Origin of the sequence: Deefgea salmonis (assembly GCF_020531905.1) — a bacterium.
In the GTDB taxonomy this organism is placed as follows: Bacteria; Pseudomonadota; Gammaproteobacteria; order Burkholderiales; family Chitinibacteraceae; genus Deefgea; species Deefgea salmonis.
Genome location: NZ_JAJAWG010000002.1, coordinates 195,518 through 219,124 on the forward strand (window position 1 = coordinate 195,518; position 23,607 = coordinate 219,124).

Sequence of the window (23,607 nt, forward strand, 5' to 3'; positions counted from 1 at the left end):
GCGGTGAAGCGTTATTGAGTCACTAATGCCAGTGGAACTGGAATCGATTTTTCAACAGCTTCGCCTTTACTTAATTTGATTGCGGTATCGACGCCCATTTTACCAATAAGTTCGGGTTTTTGTTGCACTGTTGCGCTCAATTGACCGGCTTTGACGGCTTTTACGGCATCTGGGGTGGCATCAAAACCAACGACGATGACATTTTTTAAGCCTGCCGCTTCAATGGCTTTAAATGCACCTAAGGCCATTTCATCGTTGTGAGCAAAAACGGCGGTGAGGTTTTTATTGCCTTGCAAGATGTTTTCCATGACCGATAAACCTTTAGCCCGGTCAAAATCTGCGGTTTGTTTGGCAACGAGTTTGACATCGGCATGGCCATCTACGACCGAATGAAAGCCTTGACCGCGCTCGCGTGCCGCTGAAGAACCCGGAATGCCTTCAAGCTCAACCAGATTGCCTTTATTGCCGATTTTTTCCAGGATGTACTCGGCAGCCATTTTACCGCCGGCTTTATTGTCTGATGCAATATGCGCGCTAACGTCAGCACCATTGACATTGCGATCTAGAGAAATCACTTTAATGCCGGCATTCATCGCTTCTTTAACGACGCCGGCAACCGCATCTGAATCGGTTGGGTTAATCATAATGATTTGGACTTTTTTCTGAATCAAATCTTCGATATTCGAGATTTGTTTTGCCGAATCGTCTTGTGCATCCACTGTAATTAAAGTGACGCCTTGGGCTTTGGCTTCGGTGTCTGCGCCATCACGTAATGCAACAAAGAAAGGGTTGTTTTGGGTTGAAATCGCCAGGCCGATGGTGACTGCGCCTGAAGCGGCCGCAGCAGGTTCACTTGCCGCGTGTGTGTCTGGACCTTGTTTAGAACAAGCCATTAAACCTGCCGCGAGTAAACCAACTAAAAGTGGGGAAAGAATGCGTTTCATGTTTGACTCCAATCAAAAGAAAAACTACGGGGTATTGCTTCTTATGCACTGCTTGTTATTGGTTGTAGGGCAATACTGCTATTATTTTTATTGATTTCACAAAACCGATTAAATTCATATTCAACCCAACCGGCCTCTAGGCGATTATTTTTTATTCGCGCGATCCAGTAAGACGGCGAGCAAAATCACCACGCCTTTGATCACTTGCTGGTAAAACGATGAAACGCCAAGCAAGTTCAAGCCGTTATTCAAAATCCCGATTAATAGGGCGCCGACTAAAGTGCCGAAGATCCAGCCACGACCACCAGTCAGACTGGTGCCGCCCAAGACCACTGCCGCAATCGCATCCAATTCATAGCCAGTCCCTGCTGTCGGTTGCGCCGAGCTGAGTCGAGAGGTCAAAATCATCCCGGCCGTTGCCGCCATTGCGCCGGACAAGGTGTAAACCCAAATTTTGATGCGATCGGTATTGATCCCAGAAAGCCGCGCCGCTTCTTCATTGCCACCGACGGCATAGACGTGACGACCAAATACGGTCTTTTTAAGGACAAACCAAAACACCGCAAACATCACCAGCATGATAATCACTGGCACTGGAATTAAGCCGGCAACATAGCCACCGCCGAGCATGGCAAAAAAGTCGCTGTGTAAACCCGAAATTGGGCGGCCATCAGAAAAGACCAAAGAGAGGCCGCGTAAAATCGTCATCATGCCCAGCGTAGCAATAAACGGCGCAACCTTGCCTTTGCTAATCACCAGTCCGTTGAGCATCCCCATACCGGCGCCGGCCAAAACCCCTACGCTGGTTGCGACCACCGGATCAATCCCATGACTGAGCATCAATGCGGTAAGGACCGATGACAGCGCTAAAATCGAACCGACCGATAGATCAATGCCACCGAGTAAAATGACCAGCGTCATCCCAAAAGCGATCAAAGCATTGATCGAGACTTGGCGAAATACATTGAGTAAGTTACCAACAGTCAGAAAATCAGGGCTGGTAATGGCCAAGCCTGTGGCTAGCACCAAGAGCGCCAAAAATGGGCCTAGTTTTTGGAGTGTGGCTTTTTGTTGTACGTTCATTTCAAACCTCCAGTTGCTGCAGTCATAATGGTTTCGGCGGATGCTTGGCTAAAAATGCCAGCCTGATGGCCTTGGTGCATCACTAAAATTCGATCACTTAAGGCCAATACTTCAGGGAGCTCAGACGAGACCATGACAATCGCAACACCTGATTGCGCTAATTCATTAATGATTTGGTAAATCTCGGCTTTACCACCGACGTCAACACCACGAGTGGGCTCGTCCAGCAGTAATACTTTTGGCGCAATCCCCAGCCATTTGGCAAACACGACTTTTTGTTGATTGCCACCCGAGAGCGATTGCACTTCTAGCTCGGCGTCGCGAGTTCGTATATGCATACGGTCGATTTCGCGCTGTACCACGAGCATTTGCTTCGTATGATTGATCACGCCATAGCGAGCGTGCGCTGCTAAATTGGCGAGGGTCGCGTTTTCACGGACTGACATGCCCAGCACGAGACCTTGGCTTTTTCGATCTTCGGTGACAAAACCAATGCCGGCGGCAATAGCGTCACTGGGCTGATTGCAAATCAGCGCTTGACCATCGAGCTCGATGCGACCGGCCCGTTTTGGATTAATACCAAAAATGGTTTTCAGAATTTCACTGCGGCCGGCCCCCATCAGGCCCGCAATACCGAGGACTTCTCCGGCCCGCACTTCGAAATTAATACCGCTGATGCTAGCGTCGGCTAAATCGCTGACTTTAAGCCGGACTTCTCCGAGTTGCGCTTGGCGTACTGGAAAGCGATCTCCGATCTCACGGCCGACCATCATGCGAACAATTTCATCAAAATTGGTTTTGACGATCTCGCGCTCGCCAACAAATTGCCCGTCGCGCAATACTGAAATTTTGTCGCAAACTTTAAAAATCTCTTCCATTCGATGTGAGACATAAACAATGCCAACGCCGCGGGATTTCAAATCGGCAATAATGGCAAATAGTTTTTCAGTTTCGCGCTCAGAAAGGGCCGCAGTGGGCTCATCCATAATCAGCGTTTGGGCATTGAGCGAGAGCGCTTTGGCGATTTCGACCATTTGTTGCTGACCAATCGACAATTGTCCGGCCTCAAGGTCAGGGTCGAGATTTTCAATCCCCAGTAATTTGAGATATTCCAAGCACTGCTCACGCATTTTTAGGCGATTGATCACGCCAAAGCGCTGCGGCTCACGGCCCAAAAACATATTCTCCATCACCGATAATTGGGCAATAAGATTGAGTTCTTGGTGAATAATTGCGATACCGTACTGTTCTGCGTCATTGGTGCTATGGATTTTGACCGTTTGACCATCCACCGCGATTTGACCTTGATCGGCGTGGTGCACGCCGCATAAGATTTTCATCAGTGTTGATTTGCCCGCACCGTTCTCACCCATTAAGGCATGGACTTGACCGCGCTCAAGTGAGAACTCTACGTTTTCCAGCACTTTGACTGGGCCAAAAGCTTTGCTGATGCCACTCATTTTAATCAACATGCCGCCCCCTAAAAAATAACACCGGAATACAGCACGATATTGGCGTAAGGGCTGGCTTCACCGGTACGAATAATGGCGCGTGCATGGTGGCTTAACTGTTTGAATTGTTCGTGCGGCACAAAGTCAATGTTGATGCCTTGTTGGCGCATGGCTTCAGCTTGGCTGGCGACGGTGGGGTTGAGACTTTGGCATTCACTGGCAAGGACCGCCCGTTCGACTTGAAAGTCGGCCAAAATGCTATCCAATACGGTGAAATAAGCTGGATTGCCCAGTTCAATTGATAAATCGATGCATTCAACATGCGGTGGAATCGGTAAGCCGCAATCGGCAATGACGATGCAATCGGTATGGCCCATGCTGGCCAGCACCCGGCTGATGTCTCGGTTGAGATGACCATGTTTTTTCATACCAGCTCCTTGGCATCATTGGCGGCCAAAAAGGCCTGCAATTGCGCTAAAGTGGGCATGCCCCCTTGGGCGCCGGCTTGAGTCACCGATAAAGCGCCTGCGGCACAGGCCATTTTGCTGGCTTGAGCTAAGCCCAAATGCCAGAACGCGGCCAATGCGCCATTAAACGTGTCTCCTGCACCGGTGGTATCGACTGCCGTTACTTTAAAGCTGGTTTGCTGCTGAAGTTCGCCTTGTGGATTGGTGTAATACGCACCGTCTTGGCCGGCGGTCATTAACACTTGACCTGGATGCGCCGCCAAGCTTGCTCGCCAATCCGCTTCAGGAAGGGCTAATGCGGCCGCAAGCTCGTACTCATTGGGCGTGAGTAAACTTACTTGCGCTAGCAATGCTTTGGATAAAGGCATTGCTGGTGCTGGATTGAGAATAAAAGGTTTGTTGTGACGTGCGGCGAGTTGCGCTGCCATCTCAATGGTGGCCATTGGTGATTCAAGTTGGGCTAGTACGACATCGGCATTGATAAATGCCGCTTCAGCGGCGAGTAAATCGGCAGGACTTAGATCGGCATTGGCCCCAGGAACGACAATAATGGCGTTGTCGCTACCGGTAAGGGTGATAGCGGCAATGCCTGTTGCTTGGTTTTTGCTTTGACAAAGCCATTCGGTATTGATGCCTTCATCGGCGAGTGCTGCGATGAGTTCTTGACCAAAGGCATCGTCACCAACGCGACCAATCATCGTCACTTGCGCCCCCAATCGCGCAGCTGCGACCGCTTGGTTCGCGCCTTTACCACCGTGATAGGTGGCAAAAGACTGTCCAAACAGCGTTTCGCCTAGACGGGGAAACTGTGCGACATGAACGACTAAATCCATATTGATACTACCAACCACTAACACCTGACTCATGATGCCTCCGCAACGATGCTAATCGGATTAGGTGATGAATTTCTCATCGATTTGGTATGCTAAACCGTAATCAGCAGCGCAAAATTGATTTATATCAAACTAATGTAGTGAAAATAAATACACTACATCCCTAGTGCGGTAAGCCTGTAGGTGATTCAAAAAAGAATAGAAAAAAGGACAAATGTGCTGAGTTTTCGCTGCGGTGTCGGTGAAATCAATACAGCTAAAAGCCAGCGTTTTTAAGCCCTTCCGAGGTGTTTGGCGCTTAAATTCGGGTAACCATTTGTATTTTTGCTTGCTGTTGTGAGGCAGATTTTTTAAGCTGCGCGATTCAGAAAATAAAATGAGTTAGAACATGAATTTACGTAGTCTGGGGGCTTTAGCCATCAGCATGGCCTTGGCGGCATGTGCAACACCTTCACCGCAGCAAAATGTGATGCCTATGCCGACTGCAACGCCGACTGCGCTCACCACACCAACCATCTTGCCAACGCCGACCCCCACGGCAAGCCCGATCCCCGTCGTCGTGATCGAGCCGACATTAATTCCTGCCCCAGTTTCAACCGTAAAACCATTGAATGTGCAAGAAGCTCGCGCTTTATTAAATCAATTACTGCCGGCCAAAATGCCAGAGCGAGCAGGGTGGTCGGCCGATATTTTGGATGCTTTTACGGCGTTAAAATTGCCGTATACCGCCGCTTATTTTTGCGCGGCCGCAGCAACCATTGAGCAAGAGTCAAGCTGGCAGGGCGATCCAACGGTGCCGGGATTGCCTAAAATTGTCTGGAGCGCGATTGGCGAGCGAGCTGCCAAATATCACATTCCATTGATTGCGGTACAAACTGCATTGCTGAAAAAATCGCCCACAGGAAAAAGCTATAAAGAGCGCATTGATACGCTGCGTACTGAACGAGAAATGAATGCTTTATTTGAGGATTTGGCTGATGAAGCTGAAAATCTTAATTTACCTCTGAATATGAAAAACCCGATTCGTACTGGCGGTCCAATGCAAGTGAGCGTTGAATTTGCGCAAGGCCACGTTAAGGCATGGCCTTATCCGTATGCAATGAAAGGTAGCGTTCGCAATGAAGTGTTTACCCGCCGAGGGGGGACGTATTTCGGTCTAGCCATTTTGCTGCAATACCCAGCGCCCTATACGGATATGGTGTATCGCTTTGCAGACTATAACGCCGGACGTTATGCCAGTCGTAATACCGCATTTCAGCAGCTGGTTTCTAAACTCACGGGACAAGCCTTAGAACAAGACGGCGATTTACTCCGCTATAGCAATGGCACGCCGACAGGCACCAGCAGCACGCAAGCGGCCCTTTATCGACTTGCCAAGCAATTAGGCATGAGTAATGAAGCGATTTTGCGGGATCTAAAACTAGAAAAATTATCTGGGTTTGGCCAAACCGAATTGTATAAAAAGACTTATGCACTCGCAGAAAAAAACGGTCAGGCTTACCCGCGCGCTGCATTGCCGCAAATCGATTTAAAAAGCCCAAAAATCACCCGAAAACTAACCACTGAATGGTTTGCTAAACGCGTGTTATGGCGTTATGAAACTTGTATGGCACGGCGCTGATACCGGCTCAGCAGCGTGATTAGGGCGTAAAAAAAGAAGGGATATCCCTTCTTTTTTTACGCCTGCGTTTTATGCAGGTTGAATTATGTTTGCGAATTACGATTGCGGCGTGCCGCCAATAGAGCACACAGTCCAATACCCATCAGCGCATAGGTTTCAGGTTCTGGTTGGAGTTAGGGTTGAGTTGTTCTGCGCAGAAAAAGCGGCAGATGCCGCGCTTCGCTCGGACGCGCCTGCAATAGTGGGCGAGTCGACAAAAGAAACCAAACGACCTGACAAAGCATCCTGTGCAGACATTGTCGTGTTGGTAAATAGCGACTCAATCGCGGCATAGTCATTTTGCTGTTCACCCGGCAAGACTGATATCAATGGTAAGTCAATAACCTATTTGTATTGCACGATTGATGCATGCGAATTTAAGCAAACTAGCCAAAGTAAGGCTATAAAATTAAATTTCATTAGCTTGTATGCATTCTGTATGGATGATATTCATTTTGTTGATCGATGCAAATAATCGAATTGGCGATATCTATTTTGGGTCAATGGGTTAGCGAATATGACTAACTATTTTCAGGACTGAGCGCTGCGGGTTGATACGACTAAAAACGACGAATTTAAGCCCAAAATCAGCAAGATTTATACGAGCCACAGATTGATTTGTTGTGAAAGCACTGTGCAAGTTAACGTAAATTTTAATGTTCAATGGCGCTGAAGGTAAGCTTGTAGCACAACATAAATAAGCTTGAAGAAATATTAGACATAATAAATTACTAAATAAGCACGACTTTATTTAATTACACAGTAATTAATGACGGTGGTATAGTCATAGGTTGACTTGAAAGCAAGTAATCTAATCGTAATAATTTTGTGTTGATAATGTATCTGGCGCTCTATTTTTGGAATAAACCGGTAATGTTGAAAAAGAATTTGTTGCTATTGAGTGTACTGGCCATCGGGAATACACAAGCTGCTTCTGACCCTGAGGATACGGTCAAATTATTTACAAATATTGCTTATATTTATGACTCAAACGTATTTCGGCTATCGGACACGCAACAAAATAATTCAACACGTCAACACCAGCAAAAAAGTGACTCAAGTTTTACCGTTGGCGTCGGGGGACGGCTTGATCTGCCTGTGAGTCGGCAAAATTTCTATGCAACGGCTGATTTTTCACAGGCGAATTATTTGGTTTTTGATGAGCTCAATGGCCCTGCTTGGGACGTGGGCCTAGGCTGGAATTGGGTCGTGGGCAATCAATGGAATGGCAATTTATCCGTATCATCGAGCAGTCAATTGTCCTCGTTTGACGACGTACGTGTAGCCGTCGTTGATACCGTCAAAACCAACCGGGCCAATTGGAATGGCAACTGGCGGTTATTGAGCAATTGGGCTTTAGTTGCGAACGCATCGTATACCGAAGAAAACCATGATGTAAGAAAGTATCAAAATGCGAATGACCGACAATTTGGCGGTGGCTTGCGGTATATCTCAGATCGAGGATTCGCTCTGACCTTGCTACACAACTGGTCTAAATACAATTATGCAGAGCCCTTATTTTTTATCCCCGCTAATTTGCGCGGCTATTCAGATCAAAATACAAGTTTGGGGCTGAATTGGCCAGTATCCGATAAATTTAATGCCAATTTAACGGCCGGATATAGTCAATGGAAATCACAATTTAATGGCACTAAAAATAAAAAACCAACCGCAAATATTGATTTAATGTGGGCTTTAACAGAAAAAACAACTTTAAAAACAGGTGCCGGACAAAATTTTGAATCATTTGGAAGCAATGTGATTGGCCGTGATTTGGAACGAACTGCATATTTATCTGCGAATTGGGATTTCGCAGATAAATCAAAACTGGGCGCACGATATAACTATCGGCAGTTAAAAATAGAAACATCTATTGGTATTGTGACGCAAGATTCTGTTTATGACACTTTTCGAGTGTCCTACGATTATCAAGTGTTGCGCAGCATGATGATTCAATCTTATGTGCAATTTGAATTAAGAAATGAAAAAATTAACCAGTTTGATTATAACGACGAGCAAGTTGGTGTGTCGTTAAAATACAATTTCTGATTGATATGATTAATAGGATGTAACTGCTTTGCATCAAGATGTTCCTGAAAAAAATCTATTAAAGCCGGTTCAGAGTGGCGATCAAACTTTACAGGCACCCAGCTTGTTAGGTGATCGTTTTCGCGAGTTTAGTAATTCGTCGCCAGTCATTGGTTTTTTTAAGCTTTGCTTAGATCCATTTATCGTTGTGGCTACGCTTTATGCGCTCGCTATACCTTTTGAAATTGCAATTGATGGCGTTGAATTTGTATTCGGCGTGTTAGCTTTTTTGCTTACGGCAATTTTGCTAGATGGTATATTTTTATTTGTTCCTGGTTATTCTAGACAATTGTTAGGCTTATGCCGTTTTTCGCTTGAATGGGGGTGTGTATTATTAAGCTTGTTTTTTATCGGGCAAGTATCCGGATTTAGCACTTATATGTACCCACCTTATTATCTAACATGGGCAGTTGTAGCGCCTCTAGTTTTGATATTAACGCATTTTCTATTTAGATTGTTTGTACTGCACCCAGTTCAAAATAATGTTAAAAAAATACTGATTATTGGCGCGAATAAGCCGGGCCAAATGCTGGCAAAAAATATTCAACAGCAATCATTTCTTAAAATGGAATTCCTAGGTTTTTTTGAGGATAGAGATGCTTCAAGATTAGATGGCATTAATTCAGAAGAGATCATTGGCGATCTGAGCGTATTTCCAGAATATATTTGTGAAAATACAGTGCATCAAATTTATATTACATTACCAATGACGGCGCAGCCGCGGGTGATGGAATTGCTTGATTATTTAAAAGATAGTACCGCATCGATTTATTTTATTCCGGATTTGTTTGTTTTTGATTTGATTAATGCTAGGTTTGATAATGTCGCTGGTTTACCGGTGGTGGCTATTTGTGAAAGTCCTTTTCTAGGGCTTAACGGCTTAGTAAAGAGGATTACAGATATTGTACTGTCGTTGCTGATTTTGCTGTTGATTTGGCCGGTTCTGTTGGTCGTCGCTATTGCAGTCAAACTTACCTCTGCAGGACCTATCTTTTTTAAACAAAAGCGTTATGGTGAAGATGGTCAGAGTGTCTTGGTCTATAAGTTTCGCTCGATGACCGTGATGGAAGATGGCGATCAAGTGATTCAAGCTAAAAAAAACGATATGCGACTTACACCGATCGGTAGATTTATTCGTAGAACATCACTGGATGAACTGCCTCAATTTATTAATGTATTACAGGGAAAAATGAGTATTGTTGGTCCAAGACCACATGCGAATGCCCATAACGAGCAATACAGAAAATTAATTAAAGGTTACATGATTCGTCATAAAGTGAAGCCGGGCATTACTGGCTGGGCGCAAGTGAATGGTTTTCGGGGGGAAACCGATACTTTAGAAAAGATGGAAGGCCGAATTTTATACGATTTAGAATATTTAAGAAATTGGTCTGTCTGGCTTGATTTAAAGATTATTTGGCGGACGGCGACTGGCATGTTCCGAGACAAAAATGCTTTTTGAAAATAACATTTTAAACTTTGAGGAATGAATAATGAAAAAATTAAGCACAGTAGTCCTTGCGCTTTCAACGCTATTTTTACTCACGGCATGTAACGATAAAGAAGAAAAGAAATCACCTAGCCAAGTCCTCGCCAAAGTGAATGATGCTGAGATTACTGTACACCAACTAAATTTTGTATTAGGCAAAATTCCACAAGCGACTGCTGAACAAAAACAACAAGTATTAGATCAACTGATTGACCAAGAATTACTGCTCAATAAAGCCAGCGAATTAAAGCTGGACCGTGAACCAAATATTGTTCAAGCGATTGAAGCGGCTAAACGCCAAATTTTAGCGCAAGCCGCCGCAGAGCGTGTGATGGGTAAACCAGCGGAACCAAGCAAAGCGGCAGTTGATGATTTTTATGCAAAAAATTCAGGCCTATTCGCGGATAGAAAAAACTATGAATTTGTAATGTTTTTATTGGACAAGGCTAAGTTAAATGATGCAATTATTGCTCAGCTAGATACTGCTGTAACGCCGATGAAAGTAAAAGCCATCTTAGATGCCGCCAATATTCCATTTGAAATCAATGAAGGCCGGCGCGCAGCAGAGCAACTACCAATGCAAATGCTACCTAAATTTGTCGCAATGAAGCAAGGCGATATTTTGTCGATGAATGAAGGTGACAAAATAATGCTTTTGCAATTAAAAGATAGCCAAGCAGCGCCTGTCACGCCGGTTGAGGCAGAGCCATTAATTAAGCGTTATTTAAGCACTAATGCCGCACAAGAAAGCGCAAAAACCAAACTTAAAGCTTTACGAGCTGCGGCAAAAATTGAGTACTTACAAAAATTTGCTTCCGCTCCTGTGGCGGCTCCTGCTACCGGTGCAATGAATGCCTCGGCAGTCGATGACAGTCTTAAAGCTGGATTAAAAGGATTGAAATAATGTTTAAAAAATTGGGCATGCTGCTGTGTTTTGGCTTGCTAAGTCTGCTGACTGCGATTGCTTGGGCCCAACCGAAAGGTGACTATGTTTTGGGCTCAGGCGATGTGGTGAAAATCCAAGTCTATGACCACCCCGATTTAACCACTGAGGTTCAGCTCAATAATGAAGGGGCTTTAGCTTTTCCCTTAATTGGTGTGGTGAAACTAGAGGGTTTAGATTACACGCAAGCTGAGACATTAATTGCTAAAAAATTAATTGAAGGTAATTTCATTAAAAAGCCCAATGTCAATGTTTTAATCGTGCAATACCGCAGCCAAAGGGTGGCGGTATTGGGCGAAGTGAATAAACCGGGCCGATATGCGCTCGATAGTGCCACTAATATCATTGATTTACTGGCGATCGCGGGCGGTATAAGTCCAAATGGCGGTGACAAGGTGGTGATCTTGCGTGGCGAGCAACGCATTGAGTATGAGCTGAGCAAATTGACGCAATTAGCTAATCCTGAAAAACGCCACATTCAAATTATGAATAGCGATACGGTGTATATACCGAGAGCACAGCAATTTTATGTGTATGGCGAGGTTAACCGCCCCGGCGCTTTTCGCTTAGAGCCGAAAATGACCTTGATGCAAGCGCTCTCACTCGCTGGTGGATTTAATCCACGTGCGTCGCATAGCAGCCTGCAAATTCATCGTGTTACAGCAGAAGGACAAATAGAAAAACTTTCGGCAAAACTTTCCGACTTCATTCGTGAAGGCGATACCGTTTATGTGCAAGAAAGCTGGTTTTAATCGCGCCCTATCACTGCTGAGTAAATTCGATGACTTTTGAACAATTATTAAATATCCTGCGCGCTAGAAAATGGATCGCAATTTCGGTGTTCTTTGTCGTAATACTGACAACGTTGGTTGTCAGTGTATTGCTCCCTAAGCAATACACCGCAGAAGCTACATTAGCGCTGGATGTAAAAGCGGCCGATCCAGTGACTGGGCAACAGATCGTTGGCTATATGGCTCCCAGTTATATGGCGACCCAAGTCGAGATGATTTCTAGTCAAAATACGGCACTGAAGGTGGTGGATACTTTAGGTCTTGCTCAGTTGCCCGAGGCGCAAGCGCAATTTCAAGCAGCCACCAATGGCAGAGGTGATATTCGCAATTGGTTTGCCGAGTCATTGCTAAAAGGTTTGACAGTAAAGCCCAGCCGAGAAAGTAATATCATTAATTTGGAATACACCTCGACTGACCCTAAATTTGCGGCAGCATTGGCGAATAATTTTGCACAAGCGTATATCCGCACCACGATTGATATTAAAACAGACGCTGCGCAGCAAAATAATGTGTTTTTCCAAGAGCAGCTTAAATCATTACAAAGTAATTTAGAAAAAGCGCAAAATAAACTTTCTGAATATCAGCAAACCCATGGCATTGTGGGTTCAGACGAGCGTTTAGATGTTGAAACTCAACGCCTCAATGAGTTATCTAGTCAAGTGGTCGGGGCGCAATCGCAAACCTTTGACGCACAATCACGTGCTCGTGGCGGTAATGTTGCACCGGATGTATTAAACAATCCATTGATTCAGCAGTTGAAAGGCCAGCTGGCGGTGCAAGAGGCCAAATACAATCAACTGTCGGAAAAAAATGGTGCCAATCATCCGCATAACCAACAAGCAATGGCTGAGCTCAATGCAACGCGCAGCCAGCTTAATGAACTGATGGGGCAATACGCCGGTGGCCTCAATAGTGCTGCAGGCAATTCGGCCTCACGCCAAGCCTCACTCAATACTGCATTGCAAACACAAAAAGAAAAAGTATTAGACTTAAAATCGCAGCGCGCCGCAATCGATGTGTTGCTGCGCAATGTGGATAGTGCTCAGCGCAGCTACGACCAAGCATTGCAACGCTTTAGTCAAACCATGCTCGAAAGCCGCTCTGATCAAAGTAATATTTCTATTATCAAATCAGCGCCTGAGCCAATGAAACATTCCAGCCCAAAAACGATGCTGAACTTAATTTTGGCGATTATTGTCGGCGGATTATTGGCGATTGGATTTGCAATGTTAGCTGAATTAGCTGATCGGCGTATTCGGTCTAAAGATGATATCGAATCAATGTTAGGGCTGACAGTTTTAGCTGATTTATTGCCTCCCAAAAAGAAACGTCGATTTGGTTTTAAAGTAGGAGCCCCAGCATGAATGCTATCCCTGATCCAATCGCCAATGAAGTGATCAAAGGCAATATCGGCCAGCAATTATTGGTTAATGGCAAAATTAATGCGCAACAAGCTGAAAAGATTTTAAGACTACAGAAAGAAACTGGTGGACGTTTTGGGGAAGCCGCCATCAAGCTGGGATTTGTTACCGAAAATGACATCCAAGATGTATTGGCGCAGCAATTTGAATATGCCTATCTCGTCGCAGGGCAAAGTGCCGTCGATCAAAAGTTGGTTGCGGCTTATTCACCATTTGATTCGCGAGTTGAAGCTTTACGTAGCTTACGCAGCCAAATTTTATTACGTTGGGTAGAAGGCGGAAATAAATCGGTGGCATTGGCCTCCTACGATGCCGATAACACCTGCGATATCTTGGCCGCCAATTTAGCGATTGTATTCTCGCAATTGGGTGAACACACTTTGTTGGTTGACGCTAATTTACGCAATGCCGTGCAGCACCAACTCTTTGCGGTAGAAAACCGTAAAGGCCTGAGTGATATCTTAGTCGGTCGTAGTGGTTTAGAGGCAGTACAACGCATTAGTGAGTTTAGGGATTTATCGATCTTAACGGCTGGTACGACTGCGCCTAATCCACAAGAACTACTCTCAAGAGACGTATTTAGTAATATCGTTGCTGAGTTAGCACAAGCCTATGACGTAGTGATCTATTGTACTAGCGCATTAAAAGATGCCGCAGATGCGCAATTAGTTGCTTCACGTGTTAAAGGTACGATCTTGGTGGCCAGCCGCAATCAAACACCGGCAAAAGGGCTAGAATCCGCTAAATTACAATTGCAATCAGCAAGTGCGACTTTGCTCGGTTGTGTTCTATCTCAGGAAGAATGATGATGGAAAATAGCAATACAGTCATTGAAAATGGCCAATTTAATTTGGCCATTTTTTTAAAACAGAATTTTCTAATATTGCTAGGTTTTTTGGTATTGTCAATTTCAACCATTATTAACCTAGTCAATAGCACCTGGAAAAGTGATGATCAAGCCCATGGGCCAATTATTCTGGCCATTGTTATTTGGTTGTTTTGGCAAGTAAAAGATAAAATTGCGAAAATAAATACAACTCCAAATCCTATTCTTGGATTTATGTTCGTTATAAGTGCATTATTCATCTATATACTAGGTCGTTCTCAATCGATTTTGATTTTTGAAATTGGTGCATTTATTCCATTAACTTGTGGCTTATTACTGGTTAGTAAGGGTTGGCGCGCGCTATCAATCGCTTGGTTTGCTATCGTATTTATGTTGTTTTTGATTCCTTTACCCGGTTCGATTGTGGATGCTTTAACAGGGGCATTAAAAGGGCAAGTATCTCATATTGCCGAAGTGTTATTATATTCTGCAGGCTATCCCGTAGCGCGTAGCGGTGTATTAATTACTATTGGACACTATCAATTACTCGTTGCTGATGCCTGTTCGGGCATGCATTCTATGTTTAGCCTATTGGCGGTGGGCTCGTTGTATGTGTATATCACCAATCACAGTAGCAAAATTCGCAATACTTTATTGATTCTTTCTATTATCCCAATTGCTTTTGCTGCCAATATTATCCGTGTAATGACGTTAATATTAGTAACCTACCATTTTGGTGATGCAGCAGGGCAGGGCTTTATTCATGATTTTGCGGGAATGGCATTGTTTGCGATTGCATTAATAGGGATGTTTACTTTAGATAAAATTCTTGGCGTTTTTTTAAAAGAGCGAGGTGAATAAATTGAAAGTTAAAATGACTCTTCAAGCATTACTTTGCGGATTAATGATTTTCTCTTTTTTTATTGTTGATTATATAAAGCCGAATAAAAAAATGTCGGAGGAAAGAAGTGTTTTATTAGTAGATACTCTACCCGATACGATTGGCGCTTGGCGTGTTGATAAGCAGCAAGTGAATGTGATTGAAAACCAAGCAATCCAAGACACAATAAAAAAAATATACTCTGATGTGGCGAGCAAAACATATGTAAATACAGCTGGACAAAGGGTTATGGTTAGCTTGGCCTATGTTGCTGATCAAAGTGATGCAATGGGTGTGCATTTACCAGAGGTTTGTTATCCCGCGCAAGGATTTACTGTAGATAAAATTGATTCAATTAAACTCAATGTAGGTGATAAAGAATTGCCTGTAAATAGAATTTATGCTGTAAGTGGCGAGCGCCATGAACCTATTTTATATTGGACGGTAACTGGTAATTATTTAACCTTGCCTGGTGATTCTACTAAATTAATACAATTAAAATATGCTTTGTCGAGAACAGTGCCAGATGGTCTTCTTGTACGTATTTCAACTATTGGAGATGATCGCAATCTGGAATATAAAACGCAAGAATTATTTGTTACTGATCTGTATAAAAAACTAACTGTAAAATCAAGGGAAAGGCTATTTGGAGTTACCAGTGAATAGTCATAATATATTAAAGGCTTATTTTCTCGAAGTAATGAAACCAGCAGGGTGGAGTAAATCAGTTTTAGCTGTATTTGTCATGTCAATCGTATTTTCTATGTATGTAGGCTATTGGTTAAGTTTTATGCCTATTTATGTAGCATTGTTAGTAGGTGTATTTTTCTCATTACTTGCTAGCTGTTATATTCCCATTCGTTTTCTATTGATTTCTACATTGTTTTTTCCTGTTTTGATTACAGGTCAAATCTCATTTTGGCTTGGATTCTCACAAGCATTTTGGTTGAATTATATTTTTTGTTTTGTATTGCTGCTTCGAGTGTTATGGTATTTGGCTTGGACAAATAGAGCTGTGCCATGCTTGAGCGCAGATGAAAACAATACAAAATTTGGAAAATTCTTTTTGTTGCTGGTTTTTTTTGTAATTGCTATTTTGTCTTGGATTGCCAATGGTGCAAATATAGGTGGTATAGCATTAATCATTAAAAATTATATGCTGCCTTGGGTTGTTGCATTTTGTGTGGTATTGGGGTTCCTAGATAGTAATAAATTAGTGAATGTATTCAAAATGATTTTGGCGATTGCTGTTTTGCAATTGCCATTGGCATTGTTTCAGCGCTTTTACATGGTAGGTCGTAATGGTGCAAGTTGGGATGTCGTTGTTGGTACTTTTGGTGGGAATTACTTAACTGGAGGTGCTAGTGCTGCTTTAGCGCTGTTCTTATTTTTTTCTATTTTTTTAGCGATTGAATTTTATAAAGAAAAACAACTTAGCTTGTTATCAAGTTCTATTGTGGTAATTTTTTCTGTAGTGTCAATTGCATTAGCAGAGGTGAAGATTGTTTTGCTACTATTACCAATAGGATTTTTAATATTAAATTGGCGTGAGATATTAAAATCACCAAGCCGATTTTTACTTGTACTGATGGTTATATTTCTGATTTTATTATCTATTTTATATACGTATGCTGCTATGTATTCATCTGAATCTGGATATTCAGATGTAAATATAGGTCGGTATATTGACTATATGTTCTTTGCGGAAAAAGATATTGGATTTTACAATCCTATTACTCGTGAGGTTTCCCGCTTGGGTGCGATAGAACGTTGGTTTTATTATAATCAAAATCTACTTGATTTAACGTCATTATTTGGAAACGGTGCAGCTACTACTAGGGAAAGTCAAACGCTGGGTGCTGGTACTTTAGCAATGAAATACCCATTTACGCTTTCAACCAGTACGCTATCGATTTTACTTTGGGAGTTAGGAATTTTAGGCGTTTTGGCAATGGTTGCTTTTAACTTACAAATTGCTTGGCTTGGTTTTGGAGTCTCAAAACGCAATTCAAATGAGGCTCTGAGCCCCGTACTTAAAGTTTGCTCAATGTTTATATTTATTGTTGTGGTGCTATATATTTATAATCGTGATGCGATTGATTCTCCTACGATTCAAATCCTGTTGGCTTTTGTAGTGGGTACCATTTTGTACGGCAATAATATATATAAAAGGATTTAATACGTGCAGCACATACCTAAAATATTTCATCAAATATGGATCAATAAAGAAAATCCTAATTTGCCTGAAAAATATGCTAAATATCGTGATTCTTGGTTGCAGCTACATCCAGATTGGTCATACCAATTATGGAATTTAGATAATTTGCCGTTTAAGTCTAGATTTATCTCACAACTAGACCAATGTGAAAATTATGCACAAATGGCTGATATTTTACGGTATGAAATTTTATATGAATTAGGTGGTGTTTATATTGATACTGATTTTGAATGTAAAAAACCTATTGAATTTTTGCTTGAAGATGTTAAAAATTTTTCGTGCTCAGAAGATGGCCGCTCTGTTTCGATAGGACTTGTTGGGGCAGAGAAAAAATCGAAGCTGATGGAACAATGTATCATAAGTATGCCCAAAGTGATTGGCCTTACTGTTCCAACTCGAGAAACAGGACCAGGATTTTTTACGTATATAATTTTAAATTATGGCTTTAATAATGATTTAACATTATTTCCACGTGAATATTTCTACCCTTATAACTGGAATGAGACGCATAGAGAAAATGAAGAGTTCCCTAATGCGTATGGGATTCATCGGTGGGCAGGGTCATGGAAAGATGAAACTAAAACCTTGCGTAGCAGAATAAAGTTCCGATTTAACAACATTAAAAATAAAATATTCAATGACAAGTAAACCCTTGGTTTCAATAATTATGCCCGCATTTAATGCAGCAAAGTATATTGAAGCAGCGATAGATAGTGTATTAATTCAGACTTACCGCAATTTCGAATTGATAGTTGTTGATGATGGTTCTACCGATGCTACTTCAGAAATAGTGCAACGTTATGCTGATGCTCGGGTGAAGTTCTATATTAATTCTGTAAATAAAGGCTTGATTTATACACGAAACTTTGCAATTTCCAATTCAAATGGTGATTATATTGCTTTTTTAGACTCTGATGATATTGCATTTCCAACAAGACTAGAAAAACAAGTTTGTTTTTTAGAAGTGGAGCCAAGTGCGGCAGGCGTCGGCGCATTTGTGCAGTCGATTGATTCCAATGGTGCTATTCGTGGCAAACCATGGAGATATCCAACGCAAGCAAAAGAAATAAAAGCACTATTGCTATTTAAAATATGCATTAATACCTCTTCGTTTATGATTCGCTCAAATCTATTAAAAAATAATTTGTTTGACCTAGACATACCTTATGCAGAAGATTATGCCTTGTATATTCAGTTAAGTAAAAATAATAATCTAGTTAATCTTCCTGAAGTACTCACTTTCTATCGTGTACATTCAACGAATACATCTAAAGAGAAAAAAACTGAGTTGTCACGTTGTCTAGATATGATTACTCTAGCTGAACTAAGGTCTCTGAATATCAACGCCTCCCCAGATGAACTAATCATTCATCGATACTTAGAGTGGTTTAACTTACCACCATCAGTAGAACTTTTGCAAAACTGCTGCGACTGGCTAAATAAAATTAAGGCGGCAAATTTAAGTTTTCATATTTATGATCAGTCCTCATTAGATAAAACACTAAATAGTATTTGGATGTCGGTTTGTAAACATAATGCTTCCAACTTGGGATTACGAATTATTTTTGAGTATTTCAAGAATAATCCAAGTCGTTTTGTGGTTAATCTAGACTTATTTCGTTTTGCATTCAAAGCCTTGGTGCGTAAATGCTAAGTAGCATAAAAAACAAAATGAATTCAGCAAGCATAAAATCGATGCTATGGCTTGTTAGCGAAAAAATAATTCGTATGTTTTCGGGGGTGATTGTTGGGCTCTGGATTGCTAGATATTTAGGCCCTAGCCAATATGGAATGTATACCTTTGCTTTGGCCTGGGTTTCTTTGTTTAATGCCATTGCATGGTTTGGTGTTGGTGAGAACGTAATTAGGAATTTAGTTCGTGAAGAAGGAAGTGAGGGCGAGCTCATGGGGGCTGCCTTTGCAATTAGATTGTTCGGTTCTATTTTAGCTGGAGTTCTAGCAATTGCGGGAATTTTAATCACGCATGGCAATGATTTATTGCTGGTTAAATTGGTAATATTTATGAGCTTGGCAATTCCATTTGCTGAGATGCCAGCAGGAATTTTCTTGTTTTTTCAAAGTAAGCTTGATGTTGCAAAACCTGTAATGGCGCAAAATATAATTAGAATTTTAGCAGCAATATTTAGAATAATATTAGTTATTGGTGCGTTTGAATTGATTTGGTTTGGCTTTGCTATTTTAATTGAGTCGGCGCTTATTTGTGCTTCGTTATTTTTATTGTATAAAATTTATGGTGGCAAAATTAGCACTTGGCGATATAGGTTGAGTAGCATTGTATTAATGCTGCGACAAGGTGCCCCAATTGCGCTTGCATCATTAGTCGGTTCACTCAGCGCTAGAACGGATCAATTAATGCTAGGCTGGTTTACTAATTTTTCACAAGTTGGAATGTATTCTGCAGCGTTACGATTTTCTGAGATTTGGTGGTCGTTTGCACCTATTATTATGAACTCTCTATCGCCGAAGTATATTTTTAATATTGAGAATGAAGCAGTATTAAAGCAAAATATTTCAAATATAATGGCTTATCTTTTCTTGTTGTCATTTATTCCTGTTGTTGGCGTATTAGTGTTGGGACAGTACGCCATTCCCTTTTTGCTTGGGGAGCAATATGCTGATGCTTTGCCCATTTTATATGTTCATGTTTTTATGGCGATTCTGATTTTTTTTGATGCGCCAACAGGCCAATATCTTTTGGCTCAGCAACGACAAAAACAAATGATATGGAAGTCATTTTTTTTATTACTGGTTAATTTTATGCTTAACTATTTATTTATTCCTCTTTGGGGGGCATTAGGTGCTGCAATTGCTACCTTATGCTCATATGTGTTAATGCAAGTTGTGTTGTATCGTATGTTACCAATATTTAAAGATTTGGCTGATATGCAAAATCAAGCATTTGTCGTTATGTTGCGAATCATTAGAGGAAAGAGCATTGTATGGGGTTGAAAATATTATTTGCCATGCGAGATGCGCTACCACCGTTCCGTGTTGATGTAAAAATTCTTTTTGGTAAATATTTATTTGATAAAGGAATCTCCACGCATTTGGTCGGCCGCTCTAAATCTCAAAATCTGAGTCCTATTGTATGGAATGCTGGCGACGTATCGGTTTCAGCGACTGATGGCGAGGGCATAATAAAGACCTTTTATTGTATGCTGTTAGAGTCTTGGTTTCTTTTATTGTATGGCCGTACGGCCGATATTATTCAGGTTCGTGATCGTATTCGATTGTTGCCAGCTGCGTGGCTTTCGTCTTTTTTATGGAATAAACCTTTCGTTTATTGGGTTTCCTTTCCAATTGTTGAAGGTTATGAGTTGTCATGGCAATCATTGAAGGGCGCAAGTAAGTTGAAGTCTTTCGCTTTTATGCTGCGTTATAAATTGGCAAATTGGTTTTTTTATAAGCTGCTGCCAAAGACGGCGAATCTTATTTTTGTGCAAAGTGAGGCAATGAAGCGAGAAATGGCAAGTCGTGGATTTTCTATTGCCAAAATGCACGCGGTTCCGATGGGGGTTGATCTTGAAATGTTCTCTGAGCCTGTGGCTAAACCGCATCTAGCTTGTGACGACGATTCGTTTGTTCTCGGATATTTGGGATCAATTTCTAAAGCGAGGCAGTCTGATTTCCTATTGGATGTTTTACTTGCCGCCAGTTGCAAGATTCAAAATATTAAATTACTGATTATTGGTGATGGTGTAACAGAGTCTGATCGTGTTTGGTTACGTGAAGAAATTGGCCGTAAAGGCCTGCAAGGAAAAGTTGAAATATCTGGTTGGATGCCGCAGCTTGAGGGTATATCGCTGCTTGCTAGTGTTGATGTTGGTTTATCACCAATACCCCGTGGAAAATTATTTGATGTCTCATCGCCAACAAAAGCAGTTGAGTATCTGGCTTGTGGTATTCCTTGTGTTGGTAATGATATCCCCGATCAACAATTGGTTATTAATCAAAGCGCTGCCGGCTTGTGCGTACCTATGACGGTTGAGTCATTTGTTTCGGCTATTGAAATATTGTATTCCGATAAAAATAAATTACATGTCATGTCTGTCAATGCTAAAAATTATGTGCGTAATAATAGAAATTATAATGTTATTTCTCATTCTATTTTTAAGTGCTATCAGAATTTACTTTCGGTATGTAAATAAATTAATAAGGAATGAATGTGAAAAATATTATTGCGTTGTTTTTTGTATTTATTCTTCCTGCTAGCTTTGCAGATTGGATTGAGACAACTGATCCTCTAGTTGTTACTGCATTTCCTGTTCATCAAGCTGAAATTAAGCAAAATCCACCACAATTTCGTTGGCCACAGCCTGCTCGTATTCCTACTGGCTATGAGGTTCAATTGCTAAGTGGTCGTGGTATTAATTATTCATTTAATGTGATGAGGAATTGGCTGTTACCTAGTCAGTTATTCCCTGCGGATACGTATTCTTGGCGAGTTCGTACGAAAGATGCGGGTGCCGTTTGGAGCGATTGGCGTCAATTTACTTTAGCGGCTAATGCAGATGTGTTTTTAGTGCCAGAAAATGCGCTACTTTTGAGTCGGTTGAAAGCAAAGTCTCGTCCGAAGTCATTGCCAATTCATTCTGCAGGCGTCGACGATTGGCGCTTAAAAATAAATACTGAGCGCACTAATTCTGTATCGAGTTTAAAAAATAATGTTGATTTACAAATACAAAGTCCGATTTTAAAAGATACAGATATACCACTAATTGCGAGCAGCGTAGATAGTTCTGCTTGGGCGGCATCGCAAGCTAATATTCGTAACCGTGCAGAAGCCGAATCACGTCAGTTACGCAATAGTGCATTACTCTGGCAAATTACACGCAATCCTAATTATTTTTCCGAGGCGATTCGCCGAGGGAATGCTTTAGTCGCGCTCGATTTAAAAGGGTCGACGAGTTATAAAAATCAAGATCAAGCAACGCGAGCTATCGCATGGGCACTGGTACAAAGTATTGATTTACTAGCGAGTGATTTACCAGCAGTAACGCGTATCGCTTGGTTGAACAACGCCAAGGCCCGAACTTGGGAAATCTATCGTGATTTAGCCAATTACAATTGGCGCTTGGATCAGACGCCATTTGATTCGCATGGTTCTACCAATCTGGGCTATGTGGCCGCGATTTCGACCTTATTGGTGGGTGATGCGCCCGAGGCCGATATTTGGTTTCGCGATACATTCCATGCGTATGCACAATATATAAATCCATTTGGTGGTGAAGAGGGGGGATTTGCTAATGGCTCCGCTTATGCTGAATATTCTGCCGATTTTTATTTACAGCTATGGGATCCCATCGCGATTGCTTCGGGTATTAGTTTTTATGACAAACCGTGGTCAAAAGGGATGCTGTCGTACTTTGCTTATTTTCTACCGCCAGGCTCGCCTAGCCATGTTTTTGGGGATGGGGCCGAAACTAAGCCTTATTTCCCGTTAATGAAAGCCTACGCGAGCCGATTTAATACACCCTTAGCGGCTTGGTATTATCGAAATTTAATTGGCGATGAAAGTGCTAGTACTTTGCTTTCAGCACCATTGCCCTTACCGATTGAAAGTGCTGCAACCGCTTTGCCTAGTATTAATTCGTACTATTTTCCAACGATAGGCTGGGCAGCAATGCACAGCGAATTGGCAGATCGAAATCGCACGTCTTTGTATTTTAAATCCAGTCCATATGGCAGTTTTAATCACAGCCACGGCGATCAAAATACGTTTACTTTAGTGGATCAAGGCCGGCCGATCTTGGTCGATAGTGGTATTTATGATTGGTATGGATCAGCCCATTGGCATCAATGGTATCGACATACTAAGGCCCATAACGGGATCACGTTTGATGGTGGCCAAGGGCAAATTACCCATGATACTAATGCGAGTACATTGGCAAAAGGCCAAATTACTCAATATCAATTTGCAGACAAGATCGATATGGTCGAAGGCGATGCTATGCAAGCCTATGGCGGGCAATTAAGCCAAGCATTGCGCCGAATTTGGTATTTACGTGATCAAAATTTAATCGTGGTTTGGGATAAGCTGAAATCCCCCGTGGCGCGACAATTTGAATGGAATCTGCATGCGAATGAGGCATTTGATCTTTCGCTACCAAAGCAATACGTTTTGCCAAATCAAGGTAAACCGATTTGTATTAATACGGTTTGGCCAGAATTAACGAATGCTGTTCAAACGAGTGGCTACGATGTTCCGCCTGAAATGAAGTCAATTCCCCCTGTTTGGCATCTGCGGGTATCTTCGAGTTTAATGCTTGAACAACAATTTGTTCATATCATTAATCTAAATTGCTTGATAAAGCCAAGCTATAGTTTTGATTTTGACCAGTCAAAATTGATACTTGATAGTAAAGAAATTAACTTCTAACTCAGATGGCCAAGGTAATGCAGTCGTTGTAACTGATATGCAGAGCGTCATCGCAAAGTCAAATGCTAGAAATAATTGATTTTATAGTCTGCATAGGTGTTGGGTTAAAAAGA

Annotated in this window: 20 protein-coding genes and 1 pseudogene; 15 read left to right on the plus strand and 6 right to left on the minus strand. The window is 42.0% G+C overall.

The window, feature by feature from the left end; translation table 11 throughout:
- Positions 1-11 precede the first annotated feature (11 nt).
- The 5 genes from rbsB to LG219_RS04635 form a co-directional block, all read right to left on the minus strand.
- Positions 12-944: a ribose ABC transporter substrate-binding protein RbsB gene (gene rbsB / locus LG219_RS04615; RefSeq protein ID WP_226763367.1), complete on the minus strand. Its 933-nt coding sequence runs from the start codon at positions 942-944 to the stop codon at positions 12-14.
- Positions 945-1,088: 144 nt separating this feature from the next.
- A complete protein-coding gene (locus LG219_RS04620) occupies positions 1,089-2,027 on the minus strand; it encodes an ABC transporter permease (protein WP_226763368.1) in 939 nt (312 codons plus the stop codon).
- A complete protein-coding gene (locus LG219_RS04625) occupies positions 2,024-3,499 on the minus strand; it encodes a sugar ABC transporter ATP-binding protein (protein ID WP_226763369.1) in 1,476 nt (491 codons plus the stop codon). The genes LG219_RS04620 and LG219_RS04625 overlap by 4 nt, the downstream gene beginning before the upstream one ends.
- Positions 3,500-3,507: 8 nt before the next feature.
- The gene (gene rbsD / locus LG219_RS04630) at positions 3,508-3,906 is read right to left on the minus strand and encodes a D-ribose pyranase (protein WP_226763370.1); all 399 of its coding nucleotides are present in this window, start codon (positions 3,904-3,906) and stop codon (positions 3,508-3,510) included.
- The gene (locus tag LG219_RS04635; protein WP_226763371.1) at positions 3,903-4,811 is read right to left on the minus strand and encodes a ribokinase; all 909 of its coding nucleotides are present in this window, start codon (positions 4,809-4,811) and stop codon (positions 3,903-3,905) included. The genes rbsD and LG219_RS04635 overlap by 4 nt, the downstream gene beginning before the upstream one ends.
- Before the next feature lie 355 nt (positions 4,812-5,166).
- On the opposite strand from LG219_RS04635, the gene LG219_RS04640 reads away from it, so the two are divergent.
- Positions 5,167-6,399, plus strand: coding sequence for a DUF1615 domain-containing protein (locus tag LG219_RS04640; protein WP_226763372.1), 1,233 nt, complete (start codon positions 5,167-5,169; stop codon positions 6,397-6,399).
- Between the two features lie 83 nt (positions 6,400-6,482).
- Here LG219_RS04640 and LG219_RS15555 read toward each other — a convergent pair.
- Positions 6,483-6,563: pseudogene (locus LG219_RS15555) on the minus strand (PEP-CTERM sorting domain-containing protein); the annotation flags it as partial.
- A gap of 712 nt (positions 6,564-7,275) precedes the next feature.
- On the opposite strand from LG219_RS15555, the gene LG219_RS04650 reads away from it, so the two are divergent.
- From LG219_RS04650 to LG219_RS04715, 14 genes are read left to right on the plus strand one after another with little or no spacing between them, the layout of a single operon-like run.
- Positions 7,276-8,487 (plus strand): outer membrane beta-barrel protein, encoded by a 1,212-nt coding sequence (locus LG219_RS04650; RefSeq protein WP_226763373.1) that lies wholly within the window; start codon positions 7,276-7,278, stop codon positions 8,485-8,487.
- Between the two features lie 28 nt (positions 8,488-8,515).
- Positions 8,516-9,988, plus strand: a complete 1,473-nt coding sequence (locus LG219_RS04655) for an undecaprenyl-phosphate glucose phosphotransferase (protein WP_226763374.1) — start codon at positions 8,516-8,518, stop codon at positions 9,986-9,988.
- Positions 9,989-10,019: 31 nt separating this feature from the next.
- Complete coding sequence (locus LG219_RS04660) at positions 10,020-10,919, plus strand: EpsD family peptidyl-prolyl cis-trans isomerase (protein ID WP_226763375.1); 900 nt, start codon at positions 10,020-10,022, stop codon at positions 10,917-10,919.
- On the plus strand, positions 10,919-11,710 hold the full coding sequence (locus LG219_RS04665; protein ID WP_226763376.1) for an SLBB domain-containing protein: 792 nt from the start codon (positions 10,919-10,921) through the stop codon (positions 11,708-11,710). Before LG219_RS04660 ends, LG219_RS04665 begins: the two co-directional genes overlap by 1 nt.
- 29 nt (positions 11,711-11,739) lie before the next feature.
- Complete coding sequence (gene epsF / locus LG219_RS04670) at positions 11,740-13,113, plus strand: chain length determinant protein EpsF (protein WP_226763377.1); 1,374 nt, start codon at positions 11,740-11,742, stop codon at positions 13,111-13,113.
- Positions 13,110-13,976: a chain length determinant protein tyrosine kinase EpsG gene (gene epsG, locus LG219_RS04675; RefSeq protein WP_226763378.1), complete on the plus strand. Its 867-nt coding sequence runs from the start codon at positions 13,110-13,112 to the stop codon at positions 13,974-13,976. Before epsF ends, epsG begins: the two co-directional genes overlap by 4 nt.
- Positions 13,973-14,857, plus strand: coding sequence for an exosortase B (gene xrtB, locus LG219_RS04680; protein ID WP_226763379.1), 885 nt, complete (start codon positions 13,973-13,975; stop codon positions 14,855-14,857). Before epsG ends, xrtB begins: the two co-directional genes overlap by 4 nt.
- Before the next feature lie 13 nt (positions 14,858-14,870).
- Complete coding sequence (gene epsI, locus LG219_RS04685) at positions 14,871-15,542, plus strand: exosortase-associated protein EpsI, B-type (protein ID WP_226763380.1); 672 nt, start codon at positions 14,871-14,873, stop codon at positions 15,540-15,542.
- The gene (locus LG219_RS04690) at positions 15,535-17,055 is read left to right on the plus strand and encodes a hypothetical protein (protein WP_226763381.1); all 1,521 of its coding nucleotides are present in this window, start codon (positions 15,535-15,537) and stop codon (positions 17,053-17,055) included. Before epsI ends, LG219_RS04690 begins: the two co-directional genes overlap by 8 nt.
- Before the next feature lie 3 nt (positions 17,056-17,058).
- Positions 17,059-17,742 carry a glycosyltransferase family 32 protein gene (locus LG219_RS04695; protein ID WP_226763382.1) on the plus strand — a complete coding sequence of 228 codons (684 nt, stop codon included), beginning with the start codon at positions 17,059-17,061 and terminating at the stop codon, positions 17,740-17,742.
- Entirely contained in the window at positions 17,732-18,748 is a 1,017-nt protein-coding gene (locus LG219_RS04700) for a glycosyltransferase family 2 protein (protein WP_479431129.1), read from the plus strand. The genes LG219_RS04695 and LG219_RS04700 overlap by 11 nt, the downstream gene beginning before the upstream one ends.
- Entirely contained in the window at positions 18,742-20,064 is a 1,323-nt protein-coding gene (locus LG219_RS04705; RefSeq protein WP_226763384.1) for a flippase, read from the plus strand. The genes LG219_RS04700 and LG219_RS04705 overlap by 7 nt, the downstream gene beginning before the upstream one ends.
- The gene (locus LG219_RS04710) at positions 20,055-21,263 is read left to right on the plus strand and encodes a glycosyltransferase family 4 protein (RefSeq protein ID WP_226763385.1); all 1,209 of its coding nucleotides are present in this window, start codon (positions 20,055-20,057) and stop codon (positions 21,261-21,263) included. Before LG219_RS04705 ends, LG219_RS04710 begins: the two co-directional genes overlap by 10 nt.
- Before the next feature lie 17 nt (positions 21,264-21,280).
- Positions 21,281-23,494: a heparinase II/III domain-containing protein gene (locus LG219_RS04715; protein ID WP_226763386.1), complete on the plus strand. Its 2,214-nt coding sequence runs from the start codon at positions 21,281-21,283 to the stop codon at positions 23,492-23,494.
- The last annotated feature ends 113 nt before the right edge of the window (positions 23,495-23,607 follow it).